General features: G+C 71.7%; 19 protein-coding genes, 1 tRNA gene and 1 pseudogene. 11 read left to right on the top strand and 10 right to left on the bottom strand.

Features of this window, described 5'->3' with window-relative positions:
* Window positions 1-80: 80 nt before the first annotated feature.
* Both ACY0MJ_RS12755 and ACY0MJ_RS12750 read left to right on the top strand, forming a co-directional pair.
* A complete protein-coding gene (locus ACY0MJ_RS12755) occupies window positions 81-1,067 on the top strand; it encodes a Bug family tripartite tricarboxylate transporter substrate binding protein (protein ID WP_462638842.1) in 987 nt (328 codons plus the stop codon).
* A gap of 62 nt (window positions 1,068-1,129) precedes the next feature.
* Complete coding sequence (locus ACY0MJ_RS12750; RefSeq protein WP_462639091.1) at window positions 1,130-2,074, top strand: 4-hydroxythreonine-4-phosphate dehydrogenase PdxA; 945 nt, start codon at window positions 1,130-1,132, stop codon at window positions 2,072-2,074.
* Between the two features lie 3 nt (window positions 2,075-2,077).
* Here ACY0MJ_RS12750 and ACY0MJ_RS12745 read toward each other — a convergent pair whose 3' ends face one another.
* The 5 genes from ACY0MJ_RS12745 to ACY0MJ_RS12725 all read right to left on the bottom strand — a co-directional run bounded on the left by ACY0MJ_RS12745 (window position 2,078) and on the right by ACY0MJ_RS12725 (window position 6,735).
* Window positions 2,078-2,827, bottom strand: coding sequence for an ABC transporter ATP-binding protein (locus ACY0MJ_RS12745; protein WP_462638841.1), 750 nt, complete (start codon window positions 2,825-2,827; stop codon window positions 2,078-2,080).
* Window positions 2,820-3,575 (bottom strand): ABC transporter ATP-binding protein, encoded by a 756-nt coding sequence (locus ACY0MJ_RS12740; protein ID WP_462638840.1) that lies wholly within the window; start codon window positions 3,573-3,575, stop codon window positions 2,820-2,822. Before ACY0MJ_RS12740 ends, ACY0MJ_RS12745 begins: the two co-directional genes overlap by 8 nt.
* The gene (locus ACY0MJ_RS12735; RefSeq protein ID WP_462638839.1) at window positions 3,572-4,555 is read right to left on the bottom strand and encodes a branched-chain amino acid ABC transporter permease; all 984 of its coding nucleotides are present in this window, start codon (window positions 4,553-4,555) and stop codon (window positions 3,572-3,574) included. Before ACY0MJ_RS12735 ends, ACY0MJ_RS12740 begins: the two co-directional genes overlap by 4 nt.
* Window positions 4,552-5,442 (bottom strand): branched-chain amino acid ABC transporter permease, encoded by an 891-nt coding sequence (locus tag ACY0MJ_RS12730; protein ID WP_462638838.1) that lies wholly within the window; start codon window positions 5,440-5,442, stop codon window positions 4,552-4,554. Before ACY0MJ_RS12730 ends, ACY0MJ_RS12735 begins: the two co-directional genes overlap by 4 nt.
* A gap of 78 nt (window positions 5,443-5,520) precedes the next feature.
* Window positions 5,521-6,735: an ABC transporter substrate-binding protein gene (locus ACY0MJ_RS12725; protein WP_462638837.1), complete on the bottom strand. Its 1,215-nt coding sequence runs from the start codon at window positions 6,733-6,735 to the stop codon at window positions 5,521-5,523.
* A 192-nt stretch (window positions 6,736-6,927) separates the two neighbouring features.
* Between ACY0MJ_RS12725 and ACY0MJ_RS12720 the strand changes: the two genes are divergently transcribed.
* Window positions 6,928-7,281 (top strand): hypothetical protein, encoded by a 354-nt coding sequence (locus tag ACY0MJ_RS12720; RefSeq protein ID WP_462638836.1) that lies wholly within the window; start codon window positions 6,928-6,930, stop codon window positions 7,279-7,281.
* Complete coding sequence (locus ACY0MJ_RS12715; RefSeq protein ID WP_462638835.1) at window positions 7,268-7,465, top strand: hypothetical protein; 198 nt, start codon at window positions 7,268-7,270, stop codon at window positions 7,463-7,465. The genes ACY0MJ_RS12720 and ACY0MJ_RS12715 overlap by 14 nt, the downstream gene beginning before the upstream one ends.
* A 52-nt stretch (window positions 7,466-7,517) precedes the next feature.
* Here the strand turns inward: ACY0MJ_RS12715 and ACY0MJ_RS12710 are convergent, their stop codons facing one another.
* Window positions 7,518-7,724 (bottom strand): hypothetical protein, encoded by a 207-nt coding sequence (locus ACY0MJ_RS12710; protein ID WP_462638834.1) that lies wholly within the window; start codon window positions 7,722-7,724, stop codon window positions 7,518-7,520.
* Window positions 7,725-7,906: 182 nt separating this feature from the next.
* On the opposite strand from ACY0MJ_RS12710, the gene ACY0MJ_RS12705 reads away from it, so the two are divergent.
* Window positions 7,907-8,128 (top strand): DUF2158 domain-containing protein, encoded by a 222-nt coding sequence (locus ACY0MJ_RS12705; protein ID WP_462638833.1) that lies wholly within the window; start codon window positions 7,907-7,909, stop codon window positions 8,126-8,128.
* Window positions 8,129-8,146: 18 nt separating this feature from the next.
* Here ACY0MJ_RS12705 and ACY0MJ_RS12700 read toward each other — a convergent pair whose 3' ends face one another.
* The 3 genes from ACY0MJ_RS12700 to ACY0MJ_RS12690 all read right to left on the bottom strand — a co-directional run bounded on the left by ACY0MJ_RS12700 (window position 8,147) and on the right by ACY0MJ_RS12690 (window position 10,251).
* Window positions 8,147-9,289, bottom strand: a complete 1,143-nt coding sequence (locus tag ACY0MJ_RS12700) for a PAS domain-containing sensor histidine kinase (protein ID WP_462638832.1) — start codon at window positions 9,287-9,289, stop codon at window positions 8,147-8,149.
* Window positions 9,290-9,291: 2 nt separating this feature from the next.
* Window positions 9,292-10,086: an alpha/beta fold hydrolase gene (locus ACY0MJ_RS12695; RefSeq protein WP_462638831.1), complete on the bottom strand. Its 795-nt coding sequence runs from the start codon at window positions 10,084-10,086 to the stop codon at window positions 9,292-9,294.
* A 75-nt stretch (window positions 10,087-10,161) separates the two neighbouring features.
* Window positions 10,162-10,251 (bottom strand) — tRNA-Ser (locus ACY0MJ_RS12690).
* Between the two features lie 43 nt (window positions 10,252-10,294).
* Here ACY0MJ_RS12690 and ACY0MJ_RS12685 point away from each other — a divergent pair.
* On the top strand, window positions 10,295-11,347 hold the full coding sequence (locus tag ACY0MJ_RS12685) for a DMT family transporter (RefSeq protein WP_462638830.1): 1,053 nt from the start codon (window positions 10,295-10,297) through the stop codon (window positions 11,345-11,347).
* 8 nt (window positions 11,348-11,355) lie between these two features.
* Here the strand turns inward: ACY0MJ_RS12685 and ACY0MJ_RS12680 are convergent, their stop codons facing one another.
* Window positions 11,356-11,865 carry a MarR family winged helix-turn-helix transcriptional regulator gene (locus ACY0MJ_RS12680; protein ID WP_462638829.1) on the bottom strand — a complete coding sequence of 170 codons (510 nt, stop codon included), beginning with the start codon at window positions 11,863-11,865 and terminating at the stop codon, window positions 11,356-11,358.
* Between the two features lie 211 nt (window positions 11,866-12,076).
* Here ACY0MJ_RS12680 and ACY0MJ_RS12675 point away from each other — a divergent pair, with 211 nt between their 5' ends.
* From ACY0MJ_RS12675 to ACY0MJ_RS12655, 5 genes and pseudogenes are all read left to right on the top strand, one after another.
* Window positions 12,077-13,891 carry a glycoside hydrolase family 15 protein gene (locus ACY0MJ_RS12675; protein WP_462638828.1) on the top strand — a complete coding sequence of 605 codons (1,815 nt, stop codon included), beginning with the start codon at window positions 12,077-12,079 and terminating at the stop codon, window positions 13,889-13,891.
* A complete protein-coding gene (locus ACY0MJ_RS12670) occupies window positions 13,892-14,803 on the top strand; it encodes a cation diffusion facilitator family transporter (protein ID WP_462638827.1) in 912 nt (303 codons plus the stop codon).
* 1 nt (window position 14,804) lies between these two features.
* Window positions 14,805-15,467, top strand: coding sequence for a cytochrome c3 family protein (locus ACY0MJ_RS12665; RefSeq protein WP_462638826.1), 663 nt, complete (start codon window positions 14,805-14,807; stop codon window positions 15,465-15,467).
* A 6-nt stretch (window positions 15,468-15,473) separates the two neighbouring features.
* Window positions 15,474-18,350, top strand: a complete 2,877-nt coding sequence (locus tag ACY0MJ_RS12660; protein WP_462638825.1) for a 4Fe-4S dicluster domain-containing protein — start codon at window positions 15,474-15,476, stop codon at window positions 18,348-18,350.
* A pseudogene (locus tag ACY0MJ_RS12655) lies at window positions 18,347-18,767 on the top strand (hypothetical protein); the annotation flags it as partial. The gene ACY0MJ_RS12660 and the pseudogene ACY0MJ_RS12655, both read left to right, overlap by 4 nt.

The raw sequence follows: 18,767 nt of genomic DNA, 5'->3' as shown, positions 1-18,767 counted from the left end.
CAAATTCATTAGTCCGGAATGACTGCAGCCCGTACCCTGCGCGCAGGCCCGGCAGACGACCCGGCCGCAAGGAGACAGACATGCCCATCCCGCACCCGCGCCGCGCCGCCCTCTTCCTGGCCGCCGCCGGCCTGGCCCTCGCGGCCGCTCCCTCGTTCGCCCAGTCCTGGCCCGACAAGCCGCTGCGCATCATGGTGGGCGCCTCGCCCGGCGGCGGCACCGACATCCTGGCGCGCATGCTGGCCGACAAGTTCGCGGCCAGCCTCAAGCAGAGCGTGGTGGTGGAGAACCGCCCCGGCGCGTCCAACACCATCGCGGCCGACATGACCGCCCATGCGCCCGCCGACGGCGCGACGCTGCTGCTGGCCACCAACACCGGCCAGGCGATCGCGCCGCACCTGCTGAAGCTGAAGTTCGACCCGCTGAAGGACCTGCAGCCCATCGGCCTCGTGGCCGTCATGCCCAACGTGCTGGTCGTCGCCTCCAACTCGCCGTACAAGTCGGTGAAGGAACTGGCGGCGGCCATGGCCGAGAAGCCGGGCACGCTCAAGTACGCGTCCTCCGGCATCGGCAGCACGCAGCACATCGCCGGCGAGGCGTTCTCGCTCACCACCGGCACCAAGGCGATCCACGTGCCCTACAAGGGCAGCTCGCAGGCGCACATCGACATCATCAGCGGCGAGGTCACGATGATGTTCGACTCCACTTCGTCGGCGATGGGCCAGATCCGCGCCGGCAAGTTCCGCCCGCTCGCCGTGATGTCGGAGCGCCGCTCCGCCGAAATGCCCGACGTGCCGACGCTGGCCGAGGCCGGCGTGAAGGGCGCCGACGTGCAGACCTGGTACGGCCTCTACGTGACGGCCGGCACGCCCAAGCCCGCGGTCGACGTGCTGGTGGCCGAACTCGCGCGCGTGCTGAAGCTGCCCGACGTGCAGGCGCGCATCAAGGGCCTGGGCGGCGAGGTCGGCACGCTGGCGGCCGACCAGTTCGCCGAGATGAACCGGCGGGAATACGAGCGCTTCCGCAAGCTGGTGCGTGACGCGCACATCAAGGTGGAGGGCCAGTGAGCGCAGCTCGCCTGCCGCGCATCGCCGTCCTGCTGGGAGACCCCGCCGGCGTGGGCCCCGAGATGGGCGTGAAGCTGCTGGCGCGCGCCGCGAACGCCGGCGCCGCCGAAGTGCTGCTGATCGCCGCGCCCTCCGTGCTCGCGAGCGGCGAGCGCATCGCGAAGGCGCGGCTGGACGTCGTGCGCGTCGGCCCGCGAGAGACGCTGCGCTTCACGCCCGGTCGCGTCACGCACCTGGTGCTGGAGGAATCCGGCCACGGCGCCGCGCCCCTGGGCCAGTGCGGCGTGGCGGCCGGCCATGCGGCGCTGCAGGCGCTCTCCACCGCGACCGTCCTCGCGCGCGAAGGCCTGGTGCAGGGCATCGTGTTCGCGCCGCTCAACAAGCACTCGCTGCGCCTCGCCGGCATGCAGGAGGAGGACGAGCTGCGCTACATGCAGGGCCTCTTCGGCGTGCAGGGCTTCACCTGCGAGTTCAACATCACCGACCAGCTCTGGACCTCGCGCGTGACCTCGCACGTACCGCTGCGCGACGTGGCGGAGCTGGTGACCCAGGAAGCCGTGGCCGACGCGGTGCACATCATCGACGCCGCGCTGCGCCGCGCCGGCATCGCCCGTCCGCGCATCGCGGTATCGGGCCTGAACCCGCACGCCGGCGACGGCGGCTCCATCGGCCGCGAGGAGATCGAGGTCATCGCCCCCGCGGTCGAGCGCCTGCGCCGCGACGGCCTGGAGGCGAGCGGCCCCTGGTCGCCCGACACGGTGTTCATCGCGGCGCGCCGCGGCGACTTCGACGCCGTCGTCTCGATGTACCACGACCAGGGCCAGATCGCGATGAAGCTGATGGGCTTCGAGCGCGGCGTCACGCTGCACGGCGGACTGCCGGTGCCGGTGGCCACCTCGGCCAGCGGCAGCGCGTTCGACATCGCCGGGCAGGGCCTCGCGCGCATCGACGGGCTGCAGCACGCGTTCGACCTGTGCGTGCGGATGGTGGGGGAGCGTTCCTTCTAGCCCTCAGAAGTGGAGGCCGAGCCACTCCTGCACCTGGCGGTGCAGGTCGCCGGCGAAGTCGGCCGCCGTGCCTTCGGCGGTGACGCGTCCGAGGCTCAGGACGCAGACGCGATCGGACATGCGCACGACGCGGCGCACGTTGTGGTCGATCAGCAGGATGCCCATGCGCGCCTGCGCGAACTTCTCGATCCACACGAACACCTCCTCCGAGATGCGCGGCGACAGGCCGATGCTCGGCTCGTCGATGAGGCACAGCTTCGGCTGCTGCAGCCAGGCCTTGGCGAATTCCAGCTGCTTCTGCTGGCCGCCCGAGAGGCTGCCGGCCGCCGCGCCGCGTTTCTCGTGCAGCGCCGGGAACAGGCCGTAGACCTCGTCCAGCCGCCGGCGCATCTCCTTGCCGAACCGGCGCGGGCGCCCCAGCAACGGCAGCAGCAGGTTCTCCTGCACCGAGAGGTACTGGAACAGGCTGGACTCCTGCGGGATGCAGCAGATGCCCTCGTCGATCAGCCGGTGCGGCGGCAGGCCCGAGATGTCGCGGCCGGCGTAGTGGATGCTGCCGGCCTTGGGCGGCAGGAAGCCGCAGATGGTCTTCACCAGCGTCGACTTGCCGGCGCCGTTGAGGCCGATCAGACCCGTGATGCGGCCCGCGTCCACGCGCAGGCGGATGTCGCGCAGCACGTCGATGTCCTGCGCGTAGCCGGCGGTGACGTCGCGCATCTCCAGCAGGGGCGTGTCCACACCGGCCTCAGGCATCGTCGCGCACCTCCAGCGAACCGGTCGCCTGTCCTTCGCTGTTGCCGAGGTACGCCTCGATCACCTCGTGGTCCTGCAGCACGGCGTGGATGTCGCCCGCGGCGATCACGCGGCCCGCGTTCATGCAGACGGCACGCTGGCACAGGTCCACCACGATCGGCATGTCGTGGCTCACCAGCAGGAAGGTCGCGCCCTGCGCATGGCGGCTGCGGATGAAGCGGGCCATGACCTCGCGCATGACGGGGTGCACGGCGGCGAAGGGCTCGTCGAGCATCGCGATCACCGGCGGCTCGATGAAGCACATGCCGAACTCCAGCAGCTTGCGCTGGCCGCCCGAGAGCTGGCCCGCGTCGAGCGACTGCACCGGGCCGAGCGTCAGCTCCTCGACCAGGCCGCGGGCGCGCCGCGTGGCCTCGGCCTCGCTCAGCCCGCGCGCGAGGCCCGCCGTCAGCAGGTTGTCCCAGGCCGAGGTGCGGGTGAACACGCGCGTCATCTGGAACATGCGCAGCACGCCGCGCCGCGCCAGCCGGTCCGCCGCCAGGCCCGTGATGTCCTCGCCGCGCATGCGCACGCGTCCCGCGTCGGGCGCCAGGAAGCCGGACAGCATGTTGAGCACGGTGGTCTTGCCGGAGCCGTTCGGCCCGATCAGCCCCAGGATCTCGCCTTCGTGCACGTCGAAGCCGACGTGGTCCACCGCGGCGACGCCGCCGAAGTGGATCGTGAGGTCCTCGATCGCGAGCAGGCTCATCGCTTGCGCCCCCGCAGCCAGGCCATCGCCAGGCCCCACAGGCCGCCCGGCAGGTAGCGCGCGAACAGGATCACCAGCGCCGCGAACACGATCACCTGGGTGCTGCCGAAGCTGCGCAGCCACTCCGAGCCGAGGTACACCAGGATGGAGCCGGCCAGCGCGCCCGTGAGCGAACCCATGCCGCCGATCACGACCATCGACAGCACCAGGCCGGTCTGCTGCAGCAGGCCCAGCTCGGGACTCACCAGCTGGCTGAAGGTTCCGTACAGGGAGCCGGCCAGCCCGCAGATCGCGCAGGACGTGCAGAACACGATCATCTTCACCCGCACGACGGCGATGCCGCGGCTGCCGGCGCCGACCTCGTCGTCGCGCACGGCCATCATGAAGCGGCCCAGCCGGCCGCGCAGCATCCAGTACAGGCCCAGCAGCACGGCCACCAGCGCCGCGAGGAAGATGTAGTAGTAGCCCAGGCGGTCCTGCGTCAGCGTGGCGACGTGCATGCCCTGGTCGCCGCGGGTGAACTCGTACGAGTTGCCGACCACCACGCGGGCGATCTCGGCGAAGGCGAGCGTGGTCAGCGCCAGGTAGGGCCCGGTCAGGTTCAGCACCAGCTTGCCCAAAACCAGGCCGAGCACCCCGGTGGACAGCACCGCCGCCGGGATGCCCAGCGCCAGCGGCACGTGCCAGTAGAAATCGAGCAGCGCCGTGGTGTACGCGCCCAGCATGGCGAAGGCCGCGGGCGCCAGCGAGAACTGGCCCGTGTAGCCGGCGAGCAGGTTCCAGGCGAGCGACAGGATGGCGAAGTAGACGCTGACGATGACGATGCCCTGCGCGTACGGCCCGGTCACCACCACAGGCGCCACGGCCAGGAGCGCGCACAGCAGCAGCGCCGCCCGCATGTCGAAGCGCAGCCGCTCCTGCCACAGGTTGCCGGCGGGTGGCGCGGGGGGGGCCGCGGCTTGCGTCACGGACTGCGTCACAGCTCGCGCCCCTTCTCGCCGAACAGGCCCTGCGGCCGCACCAGCAGCACCAACACCAGGATGATCAGCCCGAAGGCGTCGCGGTAGTCGTACGAGCCGTAGACGGAGAAGAAGGCCTCGGCCACGCCGAGGATCAGCGAGGCCACCATGGCGCCCCAGATCGATCCCATGCCGCCCAGCACCACGATCACGTAGGACTTCACGGCGGGGAAGGCGCCGATGTCGGGCGAGGGGTTCACCAGCGGCGCGAGCAGCGCGCCGGACAGCGCGGCCAGCATGCCGGAGATGGCGAAGATCAGGCTGGTCGTGCGGGTCGCGTCGATGCCGGCGAGCGACGCTCCGAGGCGGTTCTGCGCCACGGCCTGGATCTGCAGCCCCCACACGGAGCGCTTGATGAACACCGCCAGCGCCACCATCAGCAGCACGGCCACCACCGCGGCGATCGCCTTCTGGCCGCTCAGCATGATCGGCCCCAGCGCGAACCGCGTCACGTCGACCAGCGCCGGCCCGCGGTAGGAGTACGGACCGACCACCTTGTCCACGAGGTTGATCAGCAGCAGCGAGAGGCCGAAGGTGACGACCACCGCGTACTCGTCCTTCATGAAGCCCCAGCTCGCGTAGCCCTGGTACAGCGGGCGCATCAGCAGCCGCTCCACCAGCCAGCCGAGCGCGGCGCCCGCGATGGCGGCGCCGGGCAGCGCCAGCCAGGGCGAGACGCCCAGCTTCAGCGACACCAGCACGTAGGTGTAGGCGCCGATCATGAAGAACTCGCCATGGGCGAAGTTCACGATCTTCAGCACGCCGAAGATCATGGCGAGCCCCACCGCCATCAGCGCGTAGAAGCAGCCGTAGATGAGGCCGTTGGCCAGGAGGTCGATCGCGAGCATGCGTGGTCGCGGCTCACGGGCGCTTGCGGCATCGCTCGCGCTCTGCCGGGCGCCCGGTGGCCGCCACAGGGCTGCGGGCTACTTCGAGGGCCGGACGATCTTCGCCGGGTCGAACTTCTGCCCCGGCGCCTGGATCAGCACGGTCTGCGCGATCGGCTGCTTCTCCGCCGTGAGCTCGTAGTTCACGTACGGGATGTCCAGCCATTGCTGGTAGCTGTAGCCCGGCTTGCTGGAGAAGTTCGAGATGCCGCGCAGGCTGTCGAACTTCATCGTCTGCATCGTGTGGATCAGCTTGGCGGAGTCGGTGCTCTTGGCCTGCTCGATGGCCGCCAGCACCAGGTGCAGCGAATCGGCCGCCTGCAGCACCAGCCGGTTGATGTCGCTTCCGGTGCGCTTCCTGTATTCCGCGGCGATGTCGCTGGCCAGCTTCGTCTGCTTCATCTGCGGGTGGTACAGCGCGAAGGACAGCATGTACTTGCCGGCTTCCTTCACGTTCTGCCAGAAGTCCGGGTAGTCGGCGAGGCCGCTGCCGTCGTACAGCACCGTCTTCGCGCTGGGCGCCACCCCCTGCTCGTACACCTGGTTCATCACCAGGTAGGCGGCCGGCGGCAGCATCGACAGCACGATGACGTCCGGCGGGTTGGCCCGCAGCGGCAGGATGGCGGCGGTGAAGTCCTTGCTGGTGCGGTCCAGCGTCTCGTACTTGTATTCGACGCCGGGCGCCTTCTGCTTGAGCAGTTCGCCCGTGAGCTTGGCCTGGCCGATGCCGTAGTCGGTGTTCTCGGCGAAGGCCACCACCCGCTTCACCTTCATCGTCGCCAGCGTGTCGGCCATCGAGGACGACACCAGCGTGTTGTAGGGCGAGGTGTTGAACACTTCCGGGTAGCCGCGCTTGCGCACGTCGTCCGACCAGCAGTTGGTGTTGACGTAGGGCACCTTGTAGCGGTGCGCCACCTCGATCTCGGCCAGGCACACGGAGCTCTGGTGGCCGCCGGCGAGCGCGACGACCTTGTCGCTCGTGATCAGCTTCTCCGTCGCGGCGCGGCCCTTTTCCGGGATGCCCTGGTTGTCCTCGTACAGCAGCTTGATCGGCCGGCCGAGCACGCCGCCGCGGGCGTTGACCATGTCCTTGAGGATCTCCATGCCGTCCTTGACCTGCGTGCCCTGCACCACCGAGCCCGGCGGCGACTGCGTGAGGCTCACGCCGATGAGGATGGGGTCGGCGGCGAGGGCGGGCAGCGCGAACAGGGCGGCGGCGACGCCGGCCAGGGAGAGCAGGGACCTGGATCGCATGGATTCCTCCTTGAGGCTGGGCAATTTACCCGCAACCCCCACCGGGGGGAGCAGCGGGAAAACCCCCGGGACCGTTAGCATGCATACCTTCGTTGCGGTGCGGCCGGGGCCCCTCCGGTAGCCGGCCGATGCCCTTGCGACGCGGTGGAGTCCTACAGAGCGGCCCGCCGCGAACGCTTACTTTCCCTCGCCATGGAACTGCTGAAGGAAGCGCCGGCCGGCTATGCGGCCATCGCCAAGGCCTTCGAGATGGCCCGCCACCTGCCGACCACGCACCGCCTCGCGCTGCGCATCGGCCTCGTGCACGACGGCGGGCTGTTCGCGCGAGGCTGTCTCGACGGGTATCGCCAGGTGACGTTCTTCTCCGAGCACCTGCGCGAACTGGGCTGGCGCGAGCACCTGCTGGGCGGCGCCGACGCCATGTTCGACTGCGACATGGTGTTCTCGCACCCCGAGGACGCGCAGGCGCAGGCCGACCCCTCCTTCATCCGCCGACCCGCCGTCGAACTGTGGCCTGCCCGGAGCAGCAGCCGTGTCGAACCCTAGCGCCTGCGACCAGGAAACCGAGCTGCCTCCGCCCGGCAACCGCTCGGGCCGCGGGGCACAGAGCGTGCTGCCCTACCTGACGCGCTCGCTGCAGGCGAAGCCGGCGCATGCGGCCGAGCCGCGCGAGCCGCGCCCCGCCGAGGACAAGCCCGCCGCCTGCGACCGGCCCGGCTGGTTGACCTGAGCAAAGCAAAAAGCGGCCCGCGGGCCGCTTCGTTCCGGCAGGGGTGCGCTGCTCAGACGGGACCGCTGCGCCGCTTGCCGCCCGAGGCGGTGGCGCGATGCTGCTCCCACAGGCGCATCTGCTTCAGCGCGCTTTCCGAGCCCTGGCCGGCATGGCCCTCGGACGGGACGTCCTGCGGCTGCTGCTGTTGCTGGCCCACCGGACGCTCTTCTTCGGCGCCGGGGTGCTCGTGCTGATCCTGATCGTGGTCCTGGGACATCGACTACCTTCTTGCTTCTGCGCCGGATGATCCCGCCGCGGCTGCCCCGGCCGTGTAGGACGCGGGCAGCAAGGGCTATGGGACGGGGGAGCGCACCCCTGCGCGCTGCGGCCGCGCTGTAATCATTTGTTTCGGTTCATGGCTGAGTTGGCCGCCGACGCACATCGGCTGATAATCGCCGCGTGAGCGAAGAAGTGATCCAGGTGGGCGACGTCGTGTCGTTGCGCGGCGGAGGCCCGCCGATGACGGTGCAGGCGCGCTCGCTGAATCTCGCGTACTGCGCCTGGAAAATGGAGGGCCGCACGTACCAGGGCACCTTCGAGGTGAGCGGCCTGCGCCTCGTGCGCCCGGGCCTGCACGGCACGGCCGGCCGAGACGCCGACCCGCCCGCCGCCTCCTCCTGAACCCCGCGCGCGGCTCCTTCAGCCGCAGGGCAGTTCCAGCGCGAAGGTCGTGCCCTCCGCCTCGCTGGAGCGCACGTCCACCCGGCCCCCATGCGCGCGGGCGATCTCGCGCACGATGTACAGCCCCAGGCCCACGCCCTTGCTCGCGCCCGATCCGGCGCCGCGCACCATCGGCTGGAACAGCGCCGGCAGCACCGCCTCCGGGATCGGCTGGCCGTGGTTGTGGACGGAGACGCGGAAGGTGGCGCCGTCGCTCTCGGTGCGCACCGTGATCGGCCGCTGCGGGTCGCCATGGGTCGCGGCGTTGGCCACCAGGTTGCCCACCGCCTGGACGATCCGGTCCGGGTCCGCGATGCAGGCGTGGTCGCCGCTGCGTTCGCTCACCAGCGTGCGTTCGGGGAAGGCCACGGCCAGTTCGGCCACGCCCTCGGCCACCGCCTGGTGCAGGTCGCACGTGGCCTTGCGGGTGCTCAGGCCTTGGCCCAGGCGCGCCTGCGTGAAATCGAGCAGGTCGCCGATCAGGTGCTGCACACGCTGGGCCGCCCGCTTCACGCGCGCCAGCGCCGCCTTCTGCTGTTCCGGCGACACGCCGCGATCGAGCAGCACGGCGCTCATGTGGATCACCGACAGCGGATTGCGGATGTCGTGGCTGACCATGCCCACCAGCTGTTCGGCGAAGAGGGCGCGGTCTTCCGCCTGCGCCCGCGCCGCCTTGAGCTCCTGCTCGTCGCGCGCGTGCTGCGCGGAGAGCTCCTCGGCGCGCCGGCGTTGCAGCAGCAGCTCGTGCTCGTATTTGTGCCGCTCCTCGGCGACGAACATCGCCACGTGCAGCACGGTGCGGCCGTCGAGCACCTGCTCCGCGGCGTTCAGCATCACCGGGAGCTTCGCGCCGTCGCGCGCGGCCAGCTCCAGCTTCACCTCGGCCACCGAGCCCTGCATGCGCAGCAGCGGCTGCAGGTGGGTGAGCCAGAAGATGCGCCCGCCCACGGTGAGCAGCTCGTGGAACAGCAGCTCGCCCGGGGCCTCGCCGGGCTCGCGGCCGAGCCACTTGGACAGCGTGGCGTTCATCCGCAGCACGCGGCCGTCGGCCGCCGCCAGCAGCAGCCCGCAAGGCGCCTGTTCGTACAGCTCGTCGGCGCCCGGATGCGGGCCCTCGTCCATGGTCAGAGTCCCGCCAGGAACTGCTCCATCGCTTCCGCGCTGGCGCCGGGCGCGCTCAGGTGCGGACAGTGGCCGACGTTCTCGATGAGGCGCAGGGTGCTGTTCGGGATGTGGCGCTGCATGTACTCGCCGACGCACTGCGGCGCGATGATGTCCTGGCTGCACTGCAGGATCAGCGTGGGCGCCTGGAGCCTGGGCAGGTCGGCGCGGTGGTCCGACAGGAAGGTGACGCGCGCGAACTGGCGGGCGATCTCCGGGTCGGTGCGGCAGAAGCTGTTGGTGAGCTCCACGGCCAGCTCCGGCTGGTCCGGCGCTCCCATGATGGCCGGCGCCATGTTGCTCGACCACCCGAGATAGTTGCTCTCCATGGTCTCCAGCAGCGACTCGATGTCGCTGCGCTCGAAGCCGCCGACGTAGTCGCCGTCGTTCACGTAGCAGGGCGACGGCCCCACCATCACCTGCGCGAGGAACTGGTCGGGCGACTGCAGGTTGGCCAGCATGCCGATCATGGCGCTCACCGAGTGGCCCACGCAGACGGCGGGCGCGGAGGTGACCGCGGCGAGCACCTCGCAGAGATCCGAGGCATAGCCGTGGAGGCTGCCGTACTTCCGCGGGTCGTAGGCGGACAGGTCGGACTTCCCGCTGCCCACCAGGTCCAGCAGGATGCAGGTGTGGGTTTCGGCGAAGTGCGGCGCGAGCAGGCGCCACATGTTCTGGTCGCAGCCGAAGCCATGGACGAAGACCATGGGCGGGCCGTTGCCAGCCACCTGGACGTTGTTGCGGGTGAGGACGGACATCGATGCGGCCGGTGGGGGGACAGCCGGACATTGTGGGCCGCGGAGCACGTAGCGCGTGTAGGAGCGGGCTGACGATGGCGGAAGCGGTGAGATTCGAACTCACGGATGTCTTGCGACATCGCCGGTTTTCAAGACCGGTGCATTCAACCGCTCTGCCACGCTTCCGGACGCGCGATTCTAGTCGGGCCCCCGGACATAGACTCTCCCGATGACGAAGTCCTGGCGCCTGCCCGCCCTGCGCGGCGGCCTGCTGGCCGCGCTCGCCGCCATCCTGTTCGGCATCAGCACGCCGCTCGTGCAGCGCGCCGGCACCGGCGTGGGGCCGTTCACGACCGCTGCCCTGCTCTATGCGGGCGCGGCCCTGCTGGGTGCCGTGCTGCGGCAGCCGACCGCGCGCGAAGCGCGGGTGCGCCGCGCGGACCTGCCGCGCCTGCTGGCGATGGCTGCTTCCGGCGCCGTGGTCGGCCCCGTCGCGCTGGCCTGGGGACTGCAGCACACCAGCGGCGCCAGCGCTTCGCTCATGCTGGCGCTGGAAGCCGTGTTCACCGCGGTGCTCGCGCGCTGGCTCTACCACGAGACCATGGACGGGCGTGTGGTAAGCGCGATGGTCCTGCTGCTCGCGGGCAGCATCGTGCTGGTCCTGGACCGCGGCGCGACCGGGCAGGCGCAGGTCCTCGGCCTGCTCGCGGTCTTCCTGGCGACGGCCGCCTGGGGCGTGGACAACACGCTGTCGCGCGGCGTGGCGGAGCGCGATCCGGGCCAGGTGGTGCTGGTCAAGGCGTCGCTGGGTGCGGCCGCCGCGTTCGTGCTGGCGTTCGTCGGGCATGAGCCGCTGCCCGGCACCGGCCGGGCGCTCGCGCTGCTCGTGATCGGCGCCACCGGCTACGGACTGAGCCTGCGCCTGTACCTGCTGGCCCAGCGGGCCTTCGGCGCGGCGCGCACCGGTTCGGTGTTCGCGTTCGCGCCTTTCGTGGGCGCCGCGGTGGCCATCGCGCTCGGCGAACAGGACCTGGGCTGGGGCATGGCCTCCGGCGCCCTGCTGATGCTGCTGGGCGTGGTCGTGCACCTGTACGAGCGGCATGAACACGAGCACGTGCACGAGGCGCTGCGGCACGAACACGCGCACCGCCACGACGACGGGCACCACGACCACTTCCACGACCCGATGCCGGCCGGCGAGCACAGCCACCCGCACCAGCACGCGTCGGTGCGCCACAGCCATCCGCACGTGCCGGACGCGCATCACACGCACCGGCACTGAGGCGGCTGCTAACCGGCCGCGCCCGCGCGCCGCGCTTCCTTCTTGCGTCCCGCCGCCGGCTCGTCGATGCCGATCACCACGTCCGCCCCCAGCGGGTCGGCGCCCAGTTCGCGGATCAGCTTGCCCAAGTCGCGGTCCAGGCGCGCCAGCGTGCGGGCGTCCAGGCGCGCCAGCGCCTCGGGCAACAGGCCGGTCACCGGCGCCGGCGCCTTGGCCAGCGCCTTCTGGCCGCGCGGGGTGATGCGCAGCTCGGCCACGCGCCGGTCGGTGCCGGCGCGCTCGGCCTCCACCAGGCCCGCCTCGGCCAGCGCCCGCAGCAGGTTGCTGGCGGTGGACTGGTGCAGCTGCATGGCGCGGGCGAGCTCGTTGACGCCGATGCCCGGCCGCTCCTGCACGACGCGCAGCGCCCAGGCCTGCGCGCCGGAAATGCCGGCCTTCTTCTCGACGGCGCGGAAGTGCTTCCGCACCGTGGCGAACACCACGCGGAAGCGGCGCAGGACCTGGACGGCGGGGTCCACGACGGGAGGGGAGGGGGGCAGCTTGGACGTAGTCGCTTCCGGCAATGGCGGTCCTGCCGATCATATGCATTTGCCGCAAATACGGTGCGGCGGCCGAGCAACACGGACGGCCGTCCCGGTGATAGATTTGAATCAAATACATCACGGAAAACATGCACGGAGCCCCTTCCACCCCGGTCCTGGCCCGCCGCCGCTAGCGCGGGAGTCCACCTTGACCGGGCCCCAGCCCTCCATCGGGGAGTACGCCGCCATCGGCGACTGCCGCTCGCTGGCCCTCGTCTCGCGCGGCGGCAGCATCGACTGGTTCTGCGCCCCCGTGTTCTCCGGCCCGTCGCTGTTCGCCTGGCTGCTCGACGCCGAGCGCGGCGGCCGTTTCGTGCTGGCGCCGCCCGACGCCGCCGTCCAGCAGCCGCCGGTCCAGGCCTACGAGCCGGGCACCAACGTGCTGCGCACCACCTTCCGCGGACCGCAGGGCGTGCTGGAGCTGACCGACTTCATGGCCGTGCCCGAAGCGGGCAGCGGCGCCGCCGACCACCGGCCGCCGCAGGAGATCGTGCGCATGGTGCGCTGCACCGAAGGAAGCGCGGAATTGCACGGCCTGTTCGATCCCCGGCCCGGCTACGGCTCGGAGGCGCTCGCCTGGGAACAGGCGGCGCCGCACCGCTGGGTCGGCCGCAGCGCCGGCGTCGAGCTCGCCCTCGGCTCCACGTTGCCCTGGTCGCAACACGGCCCCGGGCTGCGCACCGGCGTGCATATGCGCGCCGGCGACCGCCACGTCGCTATCCTGCAGGTGCCGCCGCCGGTGCGCTCGGATCCCGCGTCGCTGCTTCCCGACGCCGAGGACCGGCTGGCCGCCACGCTCGGCTGGTGGCGCGGCTGGTGCCAGCGCTGCCGCTACGACGGGCCCTATGCCGAGGCCGTGCTGCGCAGCATGCTCGCGCTCAAGCTGCTGACCTACCGGCCCAGCGGGGCCGTCGTCGCGGCCGGCACCACGTCGCTGCCCGAAGGGCCCGGCGGCCGCAACTGGGACTACCGCTACTGCTGGCTGCGCGACACCTCGCTGGTGCTGCACGCCTTCATCGACCTGGGCTACGACGCCGAGAGCGACGCCTGGCTGCGCTGGCTGCTGCACGCCACCCGCAGCACGGGCGAGAAGCTGCAGGTCGTGTACGACGTGATGGGCGAGCCCCTGCTGCCCGAGCAGATCGTGCCGCAGCTGCGCGGCTGGCGCGGCATGGGGCCGGTGCGCATCGGCAACGCGGCCTCGGGGCAGGCGCAGCACGACATCTACGGCGAAGTGCTGCTGACGGCCTGCGACCACGTGCGCGCCGGCGGGAGCCTCGACGAGCACGAGAAGCACCTGCTGGCCAGCTTCGCCGAGACGGTGTGCAAGCTGTGGCGCGAACCGGACCAGGGCATCTGGGAAGTCCGCCTGCCGCCGCGGCACAACACGCATTCCAAGCTGATGTGCTGGACCGCGCTGGACCGCAGCCTCTGGCTGCAGGAGCACGGCGGCCTGCCGGTGGACCAGTCCCTGCTCACGCGCGAGCGCGACCTCGTCCGCGCGGAGATCGAGGCGCACGGCTTCGACCCCCAGGTGGGCAGCTACGTCGGCTTCTACGGCAGCCAGGCCGCCGACGCGAGTCTCCTCATGATGCCGCGCCTGGGCTACCTGCCCGCCGACGACCCGCGCATGGTGGGCACGGTGCGCCACGTGTTCCAGCAGCTGTCGGTCCAGGGGCTGCTGTACCGCTACCCGCCCGGCGGCGCCTACGACGGCCTGCCCGGCGAGGAGCACCTGTTCGCCATCTGCAACTTCTGGGCGGTGGACTGCCTCGCGCGCCAGGGCCGCACGGCCGAAGCGCTCGCGCTGTACCAGCGGCTGCTCGCGCTGCGCAACCACGTGGGGCTGTACGCCGAGGAATTCGCCGTGGCCGACGGCTCGCCCATCGGCAACTTCCCGCAGGCCTTCAGCCACGTGGGCCTGATCACCGCGGCGCTGTCGCTGGCCGCCGCGGAGCGTTGAATGGCCGAATCGAAGATCGCGCTGTACGGCGCCATCGCTGCCAATGTCGCGATCGCCGTCACCAAGTTCATCGTGGCAGGGATCAGCGGCAGCTCGGCGATGCTGTCCGAGGGCATCCACTCGCTGGTGGACACGGGCAACGGCGTGCTGCTGCTGGTGGGCGTGCACCGCAGCCAGCGGCCGCCCTCGCCGGAACATCCCTTCGGCCACGGCAAGGAGCTCTATTTCTGGAGCCTGATCGTCGGCGTGCTGATCTTCGGCCTGGGCGGCGGCATTTCGCTGTACGAGGGCGTGCTGCACGTGCGCGACCCGGTGCCGCTGGAGGAAGCGTTCTGGAGCTACGTCGTGCTCGGTTGCGCGGCGGTGTTCGAGGGCAGCAGCCTGGCCATCGCCTGGCGCCAGTTCGGCAAGGAGCGCGGCGACACGCCGTTGTGGCGCGCCCTGCACACCAGCAAGGATCCCGCGACCTACACCGTGCTGGCCGAGGACTCGGCGGCGCTGATCGGGCTCGCGCTCGCCGCCATGGGCGTGTACGCGAGCCACCAGTGGAACATGCCGCGGCTGGACGGCGTCGCCTCGATCGCCATCGGCGTGCTGCTCGCCGGCGTGGCCGTGCTCCTGATCCGCGAGTCGCGCAGCCTGCTGGTGGGCGAAGGCGTGCAGCGCGAGACGGCCGACGCCATCCGGCACCTGGCCCTGCAACAGCCGGGCGTGCGCGAGGCGGGCCGCCTGCTGTCGATGTACGTCGGCGCCGAGGACGTGCTGGTGACGCTGGACCTGCACTTCGACCCGTCCGTTCCCGCCGGCGACGTCGCGGCCACCATCAAGCGCATCGAGGGCGAGGTGCGCGCGCGCTTCCCGCAGGTCCGGCGCATCTACCTCGAGCCGGTCGCGGCGCGGCAGGGAGCGTGAGATGGCCCGCAGCCGCCGCGAGCAGATCTTCAGCGAAGGCCTGGAGCTGGGCATCAAGCTGGGTGTGCTGGGCCTGTTCCTGCTGTTCCCCCTGCTCGCGGCCTTCGGGGTGTGGCGCGAGCATGCGTACCAGGCGCTGGGCGAACCGGTGCGCCAGCCCATCCCCTTCAGCCACAAGCACCACGTGGGCGACGACGGCATCGACTGCCGCTACTGCCACACGACCGTGGAGACCAGCCGTCACGCGGGCCTGCCCGGCACCAGCATCTGCATGACCTGCCATTCGCAGCTGTTCGCCGACGCGGCGGTGCTGGAGCCGCTGCGCGAGAGCGCGCGCACGGGCCAGCCGATCGCCTGGCGGCGCGTGCACGACCTGCCGGATTTCGTCTTCTTCGACCACAGCGTGCACGTGGCCAAGGGCGTGGCCTGCTTCGAGTGCCATGGACGCATCGACCAGATGCCGCTCACCTGGCGCGCCCAGCCGCTGCAGATGCAGTGGTGCCTGGCCTGCCACCGCGACCCGGCGCCGCACCTGCACGCGCACGAGGACGTGTTCCGCATGCCGCCGCGGCCGGTGAGCAGCGAGGAATCGCAGGAGCTCGCCCGGCTGCTGCGGCTGGAAAGCACGCGCCGCCTCACCGATTGCTCCACCTGCCACCGCTGACACGCCATGGACAGCCATCCGCTCGTGTTCCACCCCAGCCCGCCCGGCGGCGTGACGCGCCGGCGCGCGCTGGCGTGGATGGCGGCCTCGGCGGCCCTGGCCGGCGCGGGCTGCACGCCCGCGCCGCGCGAGCGCATCGTGCCCTGGGTGCGGATGCCGGAGGCGCGCGGCGGCACCGATCCGCTGTACTACGCGAGCGCCTGGCTGCGCGACGGCCATGCGCAAGGCGTGCTGGTGGGCACGCAGCATGGCCGGCCGACCAAGATCGAGGGCAATCCGGCCCATCCCTCCAGCCTGGGCGCGACCGATCCCTTCGCGCAGGCTTCGGTGCTGCAGCTGTGGGACCCGGACCGCTCGCAGGCCGTGCTGCAGCGCCTGGGGGCGCCGGGCGCGCCGGCGCGCAGCATCGCGTCGGCGGCCTCGACCTGGGATGCGTTCGAATCCGCATGGCGGCCCCTCGCGGCGCGGCTGGGCGCCACGGGCGGGGAAGGCCTGCGGCTGCTGACGGGCTCCAGCACCTCGCCGACGCTGCGCGCGCAGCTCGCCCGCTGGCTCGCGGCCCTGCCGCGCGCGCGCTGGCACCAGCACGATCCGCTGCAGGACGCGTCCGCGCTGGCCGGCGCCCGCGCCGCCTTCGGGCGCGACGTGCAGGTGCTGGCGCACGTGGAGCGCGCGCGCTGCATCGTGGCGCTGGGCAGGGACCCGTTCAGCGACGGACCCGGCTGCGTGCGCCATGCGGCCGATTGGGCGGCGGCGCGGCGCAGCGGCCGTGCGCCGGTGCTGCTGGCCGCCGAGGTGATGCCGGGGCTGTTCGGTGCGCGGGCCGAGGTTCGCTCCGCGCTGGCGCCGGCGCAGATGGATGCGGTGGTGCAGCGGGTCGCGGGCGAGCTGCTGGGCGGCACGGCTCCTGCGGCAGACGCTTCGCCCGTCGGCGCCTTCGCCGCGCGCGTCGTGCAGGCGCTGCGCTCCTCGGGTCCCGACAGCCTGCTGCTGCCCGGGGCCTCCCTCTCGCCCGCGAGCCACGCCGCCATCCACGCGCTGCACCAGCGCCTCGGCGCGGCCGGCCGCACCGTGGACCTCCTGGCGCCCCTGGCCTACGCGCCCGAGGCCGGCACGCTGCCGGAGCTGGTGGATGCGATGCGCGCCGGCGCCGTCGACACGCTGGTGATCCTGGACGGCAACCCGGTGTACGACGCGCCCGCCGCGCTCGGCTTCGAGCGCGCGCTGCAGCAGGTGCGCTTCAGCGTGCACGCGGGCCTGTACCCCGACGAGACGGCGCGCGCCTGCGTGTGGCACCTGCCGCTGTCGCACGCCTACGAACAGTGGAGCGATGCGCGGGCGCACGACGGGACGGCGACGCTGGTGCAGCCGGCCATCGCGCCGCTGTACGACACGCGCTCGGGCCACGAACTGCTGGCGCTGCTGGCGGGCGAGGACGAGCGCGACGGCTACCGCATCGTGCAGGCGACCTGGCTGGCCGCGTGGGGCGCGGAGTTCGAGGAGCGCTGGCGCGCGAGCCTGCAGCGCGGCGTGGTCGAGGGCGCGGGCGTCGCGCCTCTGTCGCTCGCCGCTGCGGCTTCCACGCCCTCGGTGCCTGCCGCGAGCGACGCGGGCGCGCTGACGGCGGTGTTCAGCGCCGATCCCTCGACCCTGGACGGCCGCTACGCGAACAACGCCTGGCTGCAGGAGCTGCCGCGGCCCTTCACCAAGCACACCTGGGACAACGCCGCCTTCCTCGGCCCGCGCACCGCCGCCGCGGCGGGACTCGCCACCGGGGACCGCGTGCGCGTGTCCTCGGATTCAGGAAGCGTGGACGCGCCGGTCTGGGTGCATCCGCTGCACGCGGAAGGCGTGGTGACGCTGCCGCTCGGCTACGGGCGGCGCGCCGCGGGCCGGGTCGGCAACCGCGTGGGCTTCGACGCGAACCGCGTGCGGCCGGCGGCCGGCGCGACGACGCCCGTGCGGCTGGAACGGCTCGCAGGTCACCACAAGTTCGCGCTCACGCAAAACACCATGGACCCGCACGGCCGCGCGCCGGCACGCATTATGGATCGTCATCCCCGCGAAGGCGGGGACCCAGGGCTCCCAGGCTCGCCGCGCAGCGGCGAGTTCAAGGCGGACGCCCTGGGTTCCCGCCTTCGCGGGAAGGACGGTTCGTCGCTCTACCCTCCCGCCCCCTCCCCCGACCACGCCTGGGCCATGGTGATCGACCTCGATGCCTGCATCGGCTGCAATGCCTGCACCATCGCCTGCCAGGCCGAGAACAACATCCCGGTCGTCGGCAAGGAGGAGGTCGCGCGCGGCCACGAGATGCACTGGATCCGCGTGGACCGCTACGACAGCGACCTGCCCGGCGGCAGCATCTTCCAGCCCGTGCCCTGCATGCACTGCGAGCAGGCGCCCTGCGAGCTGGTCTGCCCGGTCGGCGCGACCATGCACGACAGCGAGGGCCTGAACGTGCAGGTCTACAACCGCTGCATCGGCACGCGCTTCTGCTCCAACAACTGCCCCTACAAGGTGCGGCGCTTCAACTTCCTGCAGTACACCGACGCGGTGACCGAGTCGCTGAAGGGCCAGCGCAACCCCGAGGTGACGGTGCGCCAGCGCGGCGTGATGGAGAAGTGCACCTACTGCCTGCAGCGCATCGCCCGCGGACGCCAGCACGCGCAGGCCGCCGGCGTGCCGCTGGCCGACGGCGACGTCGTCACGGCCTGCCAGGCCGTGTGCCCCACGAGCGCGATCCACTTCGGCGACCTGCGCGACCCCGCCGCCGAGGTGCGCCGGCTCCGCGCCTCGCCGCGCCACTACGTGCTGCTGGAGGAGCTCGACACGAAGCCGCGCACCACCTACCTCGCGCGCCTGCGCGACGGGGGCGGGACATGAGCACGCCCACGCGATCGCGCGACATCGGCGTGCTGCGCTCCGGCTGGGGCTACGCCAGCATCGGCGACAAGATCAGCGACATCGTGCTGAGCCGGCCAGTGCGCTGGCCCTGGCTCACGGCCTTCCTCGGCACGCTGGCGGGCACGCTCGTCTTCATCGGCGCGATGGGCTACCTCTTCACCACCGGCGTCGGCATCTGGGGCGTGAACATCCCGGTGGGCTGGGGCTTCGCGATCGCCAACTGCGTCTGGTGGATCGGCATCGGCCACGCCGGCACCTTCATCTCCGCGATCCTGCTGCTGCTGCGCCAGCGCTGGCGAGATCGGAAGAGCGTCGTGGAGGGGAAAAGCTTGAACCTCAACATGTCGACCTCGGTGGTCGCCGTATCCCTCAAAAAGGGGGGGGGGGGGGGGGGGG

Source organism: Ramlibacter sp. bp-362, assembly GCF_054956735.1.
This window is presented reverse-complemented; position numbering and strand designations above follow the sequence as displayed.